Genomic DNA, 13966 nt, shown 5'->3' with positions numbered 1-13966 from the left:
ACAAGCTGCTTGGCTACACGCTCCGCGTCCTCATTAGTCGCTTCATCCCTGATGAGACCATCATAGATCGAAGCAGACTGGAAAAAGCTGTTTCCCACGGCTTCCACCGCTTCCACACGGATCATGTTTTATCTCCAACCGTGACGTTATATGAGTGTTCTCTTCGATTTTATCATAAAATCGATTTAGTACCATCCACCATTGACTTGGATCACTTGCCCTGTCACATAAGATGACTTTTTTTCGCATAAGTGACCTACCATGGAAGCTATCTCTTCGGGTATTCCCAACCTGCCTATTGGTATCTCTTCAGCTAACTGCTGCTTTTCTTCCTGTGTCAATTGATTTTTTAATAACTCTGTATCCACTGCCCCAGGAGCGACAACATTTACAGTTATTCCAGATAATGCGACTTCTTTTGCAAGTGCTTTAGCCATTCCATGTAGTGCAGATTTTGCCGTCGAATATAGGACTTCTGTCGCCCCGCCAACAGAACCCCAGATCGAAGAAATCAAGACTATCCTTCCCCATTTTTCTTGCAGGAGGTGAGGAAGTATGATTCGAGAAAGAAGAAATGCCCCCTTTACATGTACATCCATCATTCGGTTATATTGGTCAATCGTTGCATCTTGAAAAAGCCCTACTTCCGTGTGCCCAGCAGCATGCACAAGGATAGAAGGTTTTCCTAATGAAAAATGTATAGCTTGAAATACTTGTTTGACTTCTTCTTCTTTGGTCACATCTAATGCAAAAGATGCAGCATCTGATCCAACCTCTTTGCATTGTTGTACCACTTTATCTGCTTGAAGTGTATTTTGATGATAACATACTGCAACTTTTATTCCTGCTTTTGCTAACTGTATGGAGATAGCAGAACCTATACCACCGCTTGCACCTGTCACCCATGCAACAAGATCTTTGTCTGTCATCTATTTAGGCATTACCAATGAAACAGCAAACTGATCGGCTTGAAAATGAGTTTTTAATCTCTGATTGACATCTTCCAAGGTTAGCTTTTCTAAAGTTGGAATAATATCGAATAGATCTGTCTCTTGAAAACGATAACTGGTGAATTGGTTTGCGATCCACTCTAGAGAGTTCAACGAGCGCAGACTCGCGCCAATCCGTTTCTTTTGAATGCGGTCAAATTCTTCTTGGGTTACTCCAGTAGACACACGTCGAGGAATTTCTTCTTGAATACGTTTAATTAGTTCTTCTGGTTGATGCGTGTCTCCTCCAAACATCGTAAAACCGTATCCTGGTTCTAAAGAATAATCGAATCCAAATGTATCATCAATAATTCCGTCATCGTACAGGCTTTGATAGAAATCAGATGACGTGCTAAACATTACATCTAAACAGATCTGTGTTGTTAATTCTTGTTTTAACCGCTCTGTTCCAATCCGGCTAACTTCGCTGCTTTTCTCTTTGTAGCCCATCAAACACTTAGGTGTTTGTACACTTAATTTCATTATTTTCTTGGGTTCTGCAACTGCATTGGATTCATCTGGGTAAAATCTATTGATTTTTGCTGGTGGATCAAATTTTTTCGTTGACTGGTTATCACGAATAAGTTGAAGCGTTTTTTCTGCTTCAATCCCTCCAACAATAAACAATAGCATGTTACTTGGATGATAAAAAGTATGGTAACAATCATACAGTGTCTCTTTTGTTATTTTGCTTATCGACTCGACTGTACCTGCAATATCAATCTTTACTGGGTGGTTTTGATAAAAAGCTTCGATTAACCCAAAGTAAGAACGCCAATCTGGATTATCATCGTACATCTTTATCTCTTGCCCAATAATTCCTTTTTCTTTTTCTACATTTTGATCAGTAAAATAAGGAGCTTGGACAAAATCCAACAATGTCACTAGATTTTCATTTGTATTTTCTGTGCATGAAAAAAGATACGCGGTACGCGTAAAACTTGTGAAAGCATTAGCTGCTGCACCTTGTCTCGCAAATTGCTGAAATACGTCTTCACCTGATTCTTGCTCAAACATCTTATGCTCTAGAAAATGAGCGATACCATCTGGTACTTGATGTTTCTGTTCTCCCTCTCTTTGAAAAGTATTATCAATGGAACCATATTTTGTTGTAAATGTTGCATACGTTTTTTGAAAACCAGGTTTTGGTAACAGATAAATTTCTAAGCCATTTGGTAACTGCTCATAATATAGGGTCTCTTTTAATTGAGAATGATCTATTTTTTTCATTGTTTTTCTCCCTCCTGCCCTCGCAAGCTATAAATGGTATCTAACTCTACCAACTGAGCTACTTCCTGCACATCTTCTTTCGTAATCGCATTTATTTTTTGTAACAAATCTTCTAATGATCTTGGTTTTCCACTCAAAACAGATTGAAAATGAAATCCAATTAATTCAAACGCTCGATCTTGGCCCTCACGTAGCTGATTGGAGAGTGTCGCTTTGGTTTGTTCCAGTTCTTGATCCGAAATTTCTCCATTACGCATTGCAGTCAATTGCTGTTTTATAATGTCAACCGCTCTGTCTAAATTTTGTTCCTCTATTCCACTTTGAATAAAGAGTAGTCCTTTATGGCTCTCAATCCCCGATGAACAATAGTAAGCTAAACTCTCTTTCTCACGAACATTCATAAACAATTTAGAATGCGCAAATCCACCTAGTATCCCGTTGTACATCATTAAGGCTGGATACTTCTCATCACGAATCGATATTTGAGTTCTACATCCCATGTTTAATTTTCCCTGGTTCACATCTAACCGATCAACTACCATTTTCACTTTATCTACCTTATGAGAAACAGCAGCAAAAGGAACTTCTTCTCTTACTGCGTTTTGCATTTTAGAATCAAAGTATTTAGCAAATAAATTTGTTACTTCCTCTACTTCTACATCTCCAACACAATAAAGATCAATCGGCGCTTTCTCTAACACTTCTCGATAGTAGCTATATAGAGATTTAGCATCTATTGCTTGAATATCATTTGCGTTTCCATAGTTAAAAAGTGAATAAGGTTCCCCTTCACACATCGTTTGGACACAACGTTCCGCTGCATAACGTATTTTATCATCTTGCAAACTATCTATTTTCTGTTTTAAGTTCTTTTTTTCCGCTTCTACAAACGATGTATAGAATTGGTTATTTTCTACAAATGGATCTAAAATTATCTCACAAAATAACTGAATGCCCTCTTCTAAAAGGGAGGGTGCATTTTGCAGATATGTTTCATTCGCTAGATCCATCCCGAACTGAATAACTTGACGTTCACCCCGTTTAAACACATCTCCAAAAGATCCAGCTCCATAAAGTTCATTCAATTTTTGACGCAATGCAACAGTTGTTTGATAGGTATTTGTTCCTCGAACAAGTACATTTGGTAACAAAGCATTTTTTGTAACTGTTTCTGCTTGAAGCGGATTTGTAATAAAAGCTGACAAAGTAGTAGTTTTAAACTTATCACTTGGACACAGATGGAGACGAATATTCCCCAAAGATACTGTCTGAAAAGTAGCAAAAGACATTCATACACCTCTTTCTTGTGATTCACCTATCTAGATCTAACATTTTTATTAACCTTAGTATCCTAAAAATCACTAAAGTTTTTGTCGACTATAAAGAAGTAGGCATCTTTATTTTACCGTTTATAATTTGTTGTTTGTAGCCTCCAATTTCTAATCACATCCAAATTTATTCGTGGGATTTGGATATTCGACACCATTTTCTTTTCATCCATACATCACTTGTTTCCCCACAGGTACCTTATTTTCCTTTACTTCTTTGGAAATATCATAGACTGTTTATCAACTCTTTTGAGCATGGAGCTTAAGGTATGTTTTTTGGCTAATGGAAATAGTATGTGTCGAAATTCTGCTTCCTATTAACGAGTCTTATGTCGATAAGTAAAAATGTAGGTAACCAAACAAACCCTTCCTACGCTAAAAATTGTAAAGTATCAGCTCATTTTTGTTATGATTCTCATCTCCACTACATTCATTCATCTCTCTCTTACACAAGACGTGAAGCTTAGTTTGTATAGGAGAATGTTTATTATTTTTAAGTCACAGGAAATCAGAGTCTACCATACGAATCCCTCATCCAGAAATAATAAAGGAGATGATGACTAAATTGTTTTATTATTTTAACTAAAGGAATGTAACTATACTAAGAGAAGGGATACTATTTGCCATTATCGGTGTTGTTATTCTAATCGGGGAATATTTTATCCTTATTTGAAGACGTTCATTTCGAAAAACGCAATTAAAACCAAAGGTACTATTGTCAAACTATCTCAAAGAGAAAAAAATTATTACCCTGCTGTATAATTTACTACTGTTGATGGGGAGTTTTTTCGATCCCAAGTAGGAACAAATCCACCAATTGGGCTCAACATAATCACCATTTATTATGATTCTCGTCAACCAGAAAAAATCTCCCTACCTATGGAATTCGGTTTCATAAACCAATCAAGTGTACTCACTCATGTATTTCTATTTTATTCGAAAGAAAAATAGCTAACTAAATCTCAGCATAAAAGAGAGTCGTCAATAGACAACTCTCTTTTTTTCTTAACCCTTCATCTATTCATTCACTTGTTTCGAATCCGAATAACCATCACTAGTTTGTTGCTGTTTCCACTCTTCTGCTGACAAACGAACTTCCCTTGGTTTGCTTCCTTCATAAGGGCCTACAACACCATTTTGTTCCATACTGTCGATCAATCTCGCTGCACGAGAGTATCCGATCCGCAACCTTCTTTGTAACAAAGAAACAGATGCTGTTTTTGCTTCCACTACCAATTGGACTGCTTGATGGTACAATTCGTCTTGTGGATCATCCATGTTATTTCCTTCTGTAGTGGTGGGAATCATTTCTTGCACATATTTTACTTCTTGTTGCTCTTTTACAAAGGAAACTACTTGTTCTACTTCTTCATCTGACAAATAAGTACCTTGGAGTCGGATTGGTTTGGAAGCACCAACTGGTAAGTATAACATATCCCCTCTACCTAGCAGTTTCTCTGCTCCTCCCATATCAAGGATGGTTCGCGAATCCGCTTGAGCAGAGACCGCAAAAGCAATCCGGGAAGGTATATTCGCTTTGATCACACCAGTAATGACATCTACTGAAGGTCGTTGCGTAGCGATGATCAGATGAATACCCGCAGCACGTGCCATTTGTGCAAGCCGACAAATAGCATCCTCTACATCTGCTGGTGCCACCATCATCAAATCAGCTAATTCATCTACAATCACAACAATATAGGGAAGTTTCGGTTTTCCTGACTCTTCTTGTGTTACCAATGTATTATAGCGTTCGATATCCCTTGCACCTATGTTTGCAAACAGCTCATAACGCTTTTCCATTTCTTTTACCACTTTTTTAAGTGCAATTGCTGCTCTTCTTGGATCTGTTACAACGGGTGCTAAAAGGTGTGGTATTCCGTTGTAAATGTTTAACTCAACCATTTTAGGGTCAATCATCATCAGTTTAACTTCATCTGGTTTCGCCTTGTATAAAAGACTGATAATGATTCCGTTTATACATACACTTTTTCCGGAGCCAGTCGCGCCAGCAACAAGCAGGTGGGGCATCTTGGACAATACTGCAACATTTGGATCTCCTGAGATGTCCCGTCCTAAAGAAATGGTTAATTTTGAGTCTGATTCTTGGTAATCACTACTCTCAATAATATCGCGCAATCCTACCATGGCAACTTCCGTATTTGGAACTTCAATACCGATCGCAGATTTCCCTGGAATAGGTGCTTCAATCCGAATATCTTTCGCTGCAAGTACTAACGCCAAATCATCAGCTAAATTTACAATTCTACTTACTTTCACTCCTACTTGAGGTTGAATTTCATATCGAGTTACCGCAGGACCTCGATGAATATGTATTACTCTTGCCGACACACCAAAGCTTTCTAACGTATTTACCAGTTTTTCTGCATTGTTATTTAAGTCTTGTTTATCAGCTACTGGTGATTTCTTTTGTTCTGCTAAAATAGAAATCGGCGGCAGTTGATAATGAGCATTTGCTGCCTCAATCTCGAATGGAACCTCTATATTTTCTTCTTTCGGTTTTTGTTCCACTTTCTTCTTTTCAAGCTGACTTTTCTCCATATTCAACGACAGTTGTTCGGGTGTATCAGCAGGTACTTTTTTTAAGGGAACTTCTTCGAAATCAAAAATAGTTGGTTTAACTGCTTCTTGCTCTTCTATGATAGGATCTCTTGTGACATTTCCAATCGTTTTGTTTTTTCGTTTTCGCTTATTTTCTGTTTTATCTTTTTGATGATAAGACGTAACAAAAGAAGCAAGTTTGGTTTTCCAGAGCTTTTTCTTACCATCCCAGAACCTGCTAAAATGATGAAAAAATTTCACATAAGAAAAACCTGTCACCAGTAGAAATCCACATAAAAATAAAGCACAAAGCGCTACAACTGTACCAATACTCTCAAAGAGGAAATAAAATAGGGCAAAAATGATCCCTCCTACCATTCCTCCACCAACATCTAATGGTAAACGTGATTCACGCTCGGCCAATAATAGGTTCCAAGTTTTATCGATAATAGACCCTTGGAATCCTTGCGTAATCAGTATTTGAAAAGTAAAATAATGAGAAAATGCCAAAAGAGAAAGCAGGACAACTACAATTCCGGTCATTCGTGGTGACCACTCATTTGGCCATTTTCTTTTCAACATCACAAAAAAACCCAGACCTACACCAATTAGTGGTATAAGAAAATCATAAGATCCAACAAAAAACCTTGCTAAATATGTTAAATTTCTTCCGATTGCGCCCAAACTAGCCATGGCAATAATAGAAAGAGCTAAAATGGTTATTCCATAAATTTCAAATAGAAGTTCTCTCTTGAATTTTTCTGCGCGAGGTGCGCTTATTGGTTTGGTTGATTTTTTCGCCATTACATCCAACTCCCTGTAACCTATCATCAGCATTATAACATGGATCATCATGTCAAGTGAGTTTTTTTGGTATTTTTATGGATGTAATTAGCAATTATGTTATATTTACCCTTTATGAATCCGATGAAAAAAACAATACATTCCCAGGTTGAAAGCGAGGATCTAGAAAATGAGTAGGGTCGGGACTAAGGATCCGAACGACTTTTATGCCTTTTCCTGCTTGCTGCACAAGTAAGTGCACACCTTCATAGATAGTTTCATGAAAAGACAGACTATCATCTTGCCCGTTCATTTCACCATATACTAATTCATCAGGAAGAAGCGTCCAGTGAAGCATCGTTATTTTCCTCCTTTTGCTCCTGTATCAAGCGATATAATTCTTGAAGAGCATCAGAAATCCCGCCAACTCGATCTATCAGCCCTATCTCCACAGCGTCTTTGCCAACAACATTTGTACCGATATCGCGAGCTAACTCACCTGTCCGGAACATCAATTCACGAAGTTTTTCATCTGTTACTTTCGAATGACTGGAAATAAATCGAATTACACGATCTTGCATCCTTTCTAAGTACTCAAAGGTTTGTGGAACACCAATTACTAATCCAGTAAGTCGAATAGGATGTATTGTCATAGTTGCTGTTTCTGCAATAAAAGAAACATCAGCTGAAACAGCAATTGGAGCTCCAATGCTATGCCCCCCACCCAAAACAATGGAAACAGTAGGTTTACTCATCGTAGCAATCATTTCAGAAATAGCTAATCCAGCTTCTACATCTCCTCCCACTGTATTTAATATCAACACAACGCCTTCTATTTTAGGATTTTGCTCAGCTGCCACAATTTGTGGGATTACATGTTCATATTTTGTTGTTTTATTTTGCGGTGGCATTACCAAATGTCCCTCTATCTGTCCAATAATAGGTAAACAGAAAATATTTGATTCTAATTGTGGTACGTTGGTTTGCCCCAACTGCTGTATCGCTTGCACTACATTCTTCTTTTTTGATTCTTCTTGTGTTTCTGGTTGTTCATTCATCTCATATCCACCTTTCTATCGTGTCATTAGTATGATCCAAATACAAAGAAACTCATCCTAATTTTCAGGATGAGTTTCTTTTTTTGCTAGCAAGTAAGCGATACTAAAGCAAACGAGAACCAGACATGCTAATGCATGATTCAATTCATCACCGGCTGTATCTGGCAATTTACCAGGCTTTGTTTTCGGATCAGGGGTTTCTTCTGAACCTACCGCAACATCATTAGGTGGAATACTTTTGGAGTTACTCTGAGTACTAGTACTAGCATCCGATTCCCCTTTAGAAACGATAACAGATTTACCAGTTTCCTTACTTACTGAAGTTGACTTTTGTTTTTGGTCCATAGAGCTTGATGAAGATTGTTTGTTATCTTTTGGTGCTCCTGTCGATGATTGTTGGCTGGTAGAAACAGATTTAGATGTTTCCGGCTTTTTGTCAGGAACGACTGGCTTTGGCACTGAAGCTTTCGGTTCCGGTTTAGATGATGTATTTGTGTTTTTCTCAGCTACAGGTTTTTCTTTCTTATGTTGCTCGGTTTTGGATTCTTCTTTATCTTTTGGAGCAGTGTCCTTGCTATCTGTCTGCTTAGTATTTTTTGGTATAACATCTTCTTTAATGGGCTCATCAATGGGGGAAATATTCTCAATTGGTTCGTCAATAGGTGGTTTTAAAGGTGCTAGTTCAGAAGTCTTTGGATGTGATTCTTCCAATGGAGCTTTTTGTTCCAAATGAGACTTTGATGTAGGCTCATCAAGAGGCGATTGGCTTGGTTGTAACTCATTGGTACCAAAAGCAAATGCACTTCCTATTCCTGTTGATAATCCAAGCATCGTAGCAACAAAAATGATTAAAATGACATTAGACTGTTTGGATTTTTGCTTGGGGCTCGGTAACTCCTTTTGTACAATAGCATCGACCCTGAACCCCTCTAATGCTTTTTTGGGATCCATTTTACATCCCTCCTTTCGGAGCTATTCTAATATTATGACAAATAGTCTGAAATTGCAACATTTCGAATAATATTTAGGAATATATTCCCTTTTATCAGATAAATATATGTAACTTTTAATTTTTGCTAAATCTGTACTAAAGTTAACACCTCAGAGACTCTATACAACAACTTTCCATCCTTTTGTGACCTACCAAACTTCTTCTATACAACCTCGACCCCCAAAAAAATTTTCCCCAAAAAAGAAAGCATCAAATTCAATTGACAAGGAATAAAATTATATATTAAATAAAAAGAAAATTCATTATAAGGAGATTAAAACATGTTTTCTAAATGGAAAAACATGTCTTTAAAAGCTGCGAGAGCCCAACTGTTATTTAATGATTGGAATCAACAGGAGGATATTGTAGTACTCGACACAGAAACAACAGGTATTAAAAATGCAGAGATTTGTGAAGTTGCAGTGCTTGACTTGCAAGGAAATATTCTTTTTGAATCACTTGTTAAACCAGCTAATCCTATCCCTTTGGAAGCACAAAACATACATGGTATTACCAACTCCATGGTGGATAGTTCGCCAAATTGGATAGAAGTATGGGATAAATTATACCCTCTTATCAAAACGAAAATAGTACTTATTTACAATGATGAATTTGATAAAAGATTAATGATAGAAAGCTTTAAACCATATGAAAAAGAAGCAAGTACAAAAACAAAAATGAGACAAGTGAAAAAATTAAACACACAGTGTGTCATGCGAACATATTCAGACCTTGTGAACTCCTCCAAATGGGTCAAGCTAACAGTAGCTTGTGGGCACTCCACCGATCATAGGGCGATCGGAGATTGCCACGCCACGATTGAAGTAGTTCGTAATAATCTCAGGCCAGATTTTTCGGTTCAAGATTTCCACTACCTAAAATGGCTGAGCGAAATCCAAGAGATTAACAACAAAATTAGCGCTCTCAGTCAACAGCTAAAATTATTAGCAGAAGAACAAGCATCTCTTTTGCAGAAACAACAGAGTCTTATGGACCAAATGGCTATTGGAGACTTCCATGAAGAAACAGAAGTTGCAGTCACAAAGAAAGACGGTTTCCTCTAAATAATATGAACTACGACAGGCTTGATTTTCTTCCATCGATCAAGCCTGTTGACCGTTTAATTATTAAGTTTAAATGCTGGTTTCTAGCTTTTTAATAAATATTCATTTCCTTCATTGTCTTGAAATTGGACAAAAGTCCCCCACTGCATTTTCTGCGGCTTTCCTGTGAAAGGCACTCCATTCTCTTTCATTTTGTTATATGCTTGCTCTACATCTGTGCAAACGAAAACAATGGAAGGCTTTCGGTCAGCAGCATCAGGCATCATCGAATTTGGATAAATCACTAAATGAGTATCTGCCTCTTCAGGTGCAACTTCTAGCCAATATGCATTTGGTCCCATTTGTCTTTTCTCTTTTGTTACAAAGCCTACTTGGTTTACCCAAAAATCCTCGGCTGCTTCCTGATTTTCTACATAAACTGCAACAGTCGCTATTTTTTCAATCATCTAACGCCCTCCTAGCATTTTTTATGTTCTTTTATAAGTTTGTCGATGAAAACCACAAATATCCATAAAAAAACTCCTCTCAAGGAGGAGATAAATGATACACAACAATCTCAAGATATTTTTTTCTCTTCTGCTTCTGGTTCATCTTCGGAAATTTTGATATTTTTCAGCAATGGTGTGAAAACCAATCCTACTAATACAAACACAAAGCCAACAATAAATACCAAATGAAGGGTATCTACTAACGTTTCTTTTAATACGGGTACTAACAACTGTTGCATAGGTACAGGAATCTTACTCATTGTTTCTGGACTTAATAACATCGAGTATAACCCTTGGGGATTATTAGCTATCAAGTCTTTCATATTCGAAACCATTTCTAGTGCTTGTGGTGGAAATTTATCTAAGGTTGGGATTAATTGACTAGCGAGCAATGTAGAAGACTTCTCATTCATCACAGCTCCCAAAATAGTCATGCCAAATGTACCTCCAATTTGACGGAAAAACTGGCTAGAAGAGGTTACAACACCTAATTCCGATTTTGAAAATGATTCTTGCAATGCCAAAGTAAGTAGTGGCATAACAATCCCCATGCCCAGACCAAGTATAACCATGTCAATCATAGCTTGAAGTTTCGTCGTTTCTATCGTCATGGTTGATAATAAGTAGAAACCAAGTGACATCACTGCCATCCCAACAATCATCTGGATTCGAATCCCTACTTTTCTAACAAACTGTCCGGCTAAAATACTGGTGAGAATCATTGCGAACATCATAGGTGTCATCACGGTGCCAGATTCAGAAGCGCTTATGCCTATGATTCCTTGCATAAACAAAGGCACAAACATGATTGCCCCAAACATTCCAAGAGACATAAGAAAGCCGATACCATTTAACAAAGTAAAAGTTCTATTTTTAAACAAATACATAGGTAAAATAGGCTCTTCTGCTTTGTTTTCGACAATGACAAATGCGACCAACCCAATAACAGCTATCGCAAACAAGGAGATGATCTGCCAAGAATCCCAAGCAAACTCCGTACCACCAAAAGTAAGAGCTAATAGTAGACTAACAACCCCGACAAGCATCGTAAACATACCTAAAATATCAAACTTTATAGGTCCAGTTGTTTTATTACCTTTTAAACCCAACGCAATAAAAACAAAAGCTAATATCCCAACAGGCAGGTTGATATAGAAAACCCAACTCCAATTTAAAGAATCCACGATCCAGCCGCCAACTTGTGGACCAACAACAGAAGCTAGAGCGAAAATACCACCGAACACACCTTGCCATTTGGCTCGTTGTGCCCCGGTAAAAATATCACCAATAATGATCATTGCCATAGGCATCATAATTCCACCGCCAATACCTTGCAGCGCACGGAAATAAATAAGTTGCTCCATTGTTGTAGCAATACCACAAAGGCCTGATCCAACAAGAAAAATAACTATACCAGTTAAATAAACCATCCTACGTCCTAATAAATCTGCTAGCTTACCGGCAATAGGAACAATAACCGTTGATGTGAGCATATACGCAGTTGTCAGCCAGGTCATCAAATCTAATCCGCCTAATTCACCCACTATTTTAGGCATTGCTGTACCAACAATCGTATTTTCCAATGCAGCAAATAACATTGCTACAATAAGTCCTGTGATCAATAAACCATTTCCCGATTTCTTTGTTTCCAATTCTGGAACCGGAAAACTTGCCGTATTCTGGCTCACAACGTGTTCACTCCTTGATGTCCAATCGAGAAATTTTTTCATAAATCGATATTAACGATTCTAATTCTTCTCGTTCCAAATGAGAAAGGTACTGTGCTAGAATTTTTTTTCTTTTTTGAAGGGATTCTTCCAAAATCCCTCTACCGGCTTCAGATATCTGGATGAAGACAACTCTTCTATCTTGTTCATCACGATCTCGTAAAACATACCCTTGTTTTAAAAGTCTATCAATCATTGCTGTAATAGCACTTGGTTTTACAGCCATCTCTTCTGCTAAACTAGAGACAGTACTTCTCCCTTCGTTATGAAGAAGTTGGAGAATAAAGAACTGTGGTCCAGTTAATTTCGGTTCACAGTCTGTTGTTTTTTTACTAATTTTTCTCATCGTATGTAAGAAAATTTGTTGTAGACGATCAATGTACTGTTCCAATTCTTCTTGTTCCATTTCCATCACTCCGTATTATCAAATATGTCGCACAAACAAAAAATTGGCATCTTTAATATTTAACATGTTTAACTATACGTTAATTCCCCTGTCATCGTCAACCTATTTGAATCGATTATTCCCATTATAAATAATTTGGCGAAGATTTATACAAATTTCGCATGGTTGATTTTTTATAAATAAAATATTATCTTCTCTATTAGAGAATCACTAATGATCATGGAAAAATTGGCATACATAATGCAATTTACAAAAATACTATTAAAGTTTATATTTATTATATGAAATTAAAACGCTTTCATTTGGCGTGTTACTGGTAATGCAGGCATAAGCCGAAAAAGATCTCCCTCATGTAGGTCTTTTTTGGCTTTTTCATATGTATCTTTCCCAATCATAAATAAAAGTAAGGTGTTGATGATGAACAAAGATCAAACCTATACAGTTGATCATGTATTTAATAATAATGTGGTGCTTGTAATAGACCCATCTACTAACAAAGAAACGATTCTCCTCGGAAAAGGGTTAGGTTTTCACCAAAAAAAGGGAGCGATCATTCCCTACACCGATTCCAGAGTAGAAAAGAAATTTTATTTAGAAGATGAGATTTACTTAGAACAATATCGTAACCTACTAACCCAAGTAGATAAAGATGTTTTTGGAATTTCAGAAGAAATCATCGATCTTATCACAAAAGATTTTACAGATGACATCAACGAGTATGTACATTTAGCATTACCAGATCACATTCAATTTGCTCTTTATCGCATTCGCAATGGATTAAAAATAATTAATCCGTTCTTATTTGAGATTAAAACACTGTACAATAAGGAGTTTGCCTTAGCTAAGCGAGCTGCTACTTTGCTCTCTGATACATTTAATTTAAAGATCCCAGAGAGTGAAATAGGATTCCTTGCACTCCACATACATTCCGCTTTAAATTATATGCCTGTTCACAAAACAGTGACATTCGCTAGTTTACTTGTTGACTTTGTTGCCATGATTGAAAGAGAAACAAATCAATCTATTCATAAAGAAAGTGCATCCTATCTCCAATTCGTTACTAATTTTCGATTTGCGATTGAACGAGGTCATGAATCACATGATATACACGCATCCCTTCTCTCTAGCATCGAGACAAACATACCAGTAGCATTCCAATATTCTCAGAGACTATTTTGGTTAATCGAAAAACGTTTGGAGATAATTCCAAATAAGGATGAGATAGCTTTACTTTCTATTGATATTAATCGATTGTTACAAAAAGGTGAAGATACCTAAAGTAAGTAACAGATCATGCTATTCCTCCAGATTAACGTAGTGACGTAGCTGCGATAAAAATC

Annotated in this window: 12 protein-coding genes; 2 read left to right on the top strand and 10 right to left on the bottom strand. The window is 37.1% G+C overall.

The features are described 5' to 3' along the window. Positions 1-185: 185 nt before the first annotated feature. From ymfI to GSM42_RS00630, 7 genes are all read right to left on the bottom strand, one after another. Entirely contained in the window at positions 186-929 is a 744-nt protein-coding gene (gene ymfI / locus GSM42_RS00660; protein WP_160799324.1) for an elongation factor P 5-aminopentanone reductase, read from the bottom strand. Continuing rightward, complete coding sequence (gene yfmH, locus GSM42_RS00655; protein WP_160799323.1) at positions 930-2219, bottom strand: EF-P 5-aminopentanol modification-associated protein YfmH; 1290 nt, start codon at positions 2217-2219, stop codon at positions 930-932. After that, positions 2216-3508, bottom strand: coding sequence for an EF-P 5-aminopentanol modification-associated protein YfmF (yfmF, locus tag GSM42_RS00650; RefSeq protein WP_160799322.1), 1293 nt, complete (start codon positions 3506-3508; stop codon positions 2216-2218). Before yfmF ends, yfmH begins: the two co-directional genes overlap by 4 nt. A 1056-nt stretch (positions 3509-4564) precedes the next feature. Next, positions 4565-6913: an FtsK/SpoIIIE family DNA translocase gene (locus tag GSM42_RS00645; RefSeq protein ID WP_160799321.1), complete on the bottom strand. Its 2349-nt coding sequence runs from the start codon at positions 6911-6913 to the stop codon at positions 4565-4567. Positions 6914-7025: 112 nt separating this feature from the next. Next, the gene (locus tag GSM42_RS00640; RefSeq protein ID WP_160799320.1) at positions 7026-7250 is read right to left on the bottom strand and encodes a YlzJ-like family protein; all 225 of its coding nucleotides are present in this window, start codon (positions 7248-7250) and stop codon (positions 7026-7028) included. After that, positions 7225-7950: a ClpP family protease gene (locus tag GSM42_RS00635; protein ID WP_160799319.1), complete on the bottom strand. Its 726-nt coding sequence runs from the start codon at positions 7948-7950 to the stop codon at positions 7225-7227. Before GSM42_RS00635 ends, GSM42_RS00640 begins: the two co-directional genes overlap by 26 nt. Before the next feature lie 57 nt (positions 7951-8007). Next, positions 8008-8901: a hypothetical protein gene (locus tag GSM42_RS00630; RefSeq protein ID WP_160799318.1), complete on the bottom strand. Its 894-nt coding sequence runs from the start codon at positions 8899-8901 to the stop codon at positions 8008-8010. 321 nt (positions 8902-9222) lie between these two features. On the opposite strand from GSM42_RS00630, the gene GSM42_RS00625 reads away from it, so the two are divergent. Beyond that, on the top strand, positions 9223-10005 hold the full coding sequence (locus GSM42_RS00625; protein WP_160799317.1) for a 3'-5' exonuclease: 783 nt from the start codon (positions 9223-9225) through the stop codon (positions 10003-10005). 83 nt (positions 10006-10088) lie between these two features. Here GSM42_RS00625 and GSM42_RS00620 read toward each other — a convergent pair whose 3' ends face one another. The 3 genes from GSM42_RS00620 to GSM42_RS00610 form a co-directional block, all read right to left on the bottom strand. Then, positions 10089-10451 carry a VOC family protein gene (locus GSM42_RS00620; protein WP_160799316.1) on the bottom strand — a complete coding sequence of 121 codons (363 nt, stop codon included), beginning with the start codon at positions 10449-10451 and terminating at the stop codon, positions 10089-10091. A 110-nt stretch (positions 10452-10561) separates the two neighbouring features. After that, positions 10562-12145, bottom strand: coding sequence for a DHA2 family efflux MFS transporter permease subunit (locus tag GSM42_RS00615; RefSeq protein WP_160799667.1), 1584 nt, complete (start codon positions 12143-12145; stop codon positions 10562-10564). A 43-nt stretch (positions 12146-12188) separates the two neighbouring features. After that, positions 12189-12626, bottom strand: coding sequence for a MarR family winged helix-turn-helix transcriptional regulator (locus tag GSM42_RS00610; protein WP_160799315.1), 438 nt, complete (start codon positions 12624-12626; stop codon positions 12189-12191). 414 nt (positions 12627-13040) lie between these two features. Between GSM42_RS00610 and GSM42_RS00605 the strand changes: the two genes are divergently transcribed. Next, positions 13041-13904, top strand: a complete 864-nt coding sequence (locus tag GSM42_RS00605; protein ID WP_237446408.1) for a PRD domain-containing protein — start codon at positions 13041-13043, stop codon at positions 13902-13904. Positions 13905-13966: the final 62 nt, after the last annotated feature.

It is taken from the genome of Shimazuella alba (assembly GCF_009831235.1).
GTDB lineage: Bacteria > Bacillota > Bacilli > Thermoactinomycetales > Thermoactinomycetaceae > Shimazuella > Shimazuella alba.
Note: the sequence above shows the minus strand (reverse complement) of the source record. Positions and strands in the feature narration are given on the sequence as shown.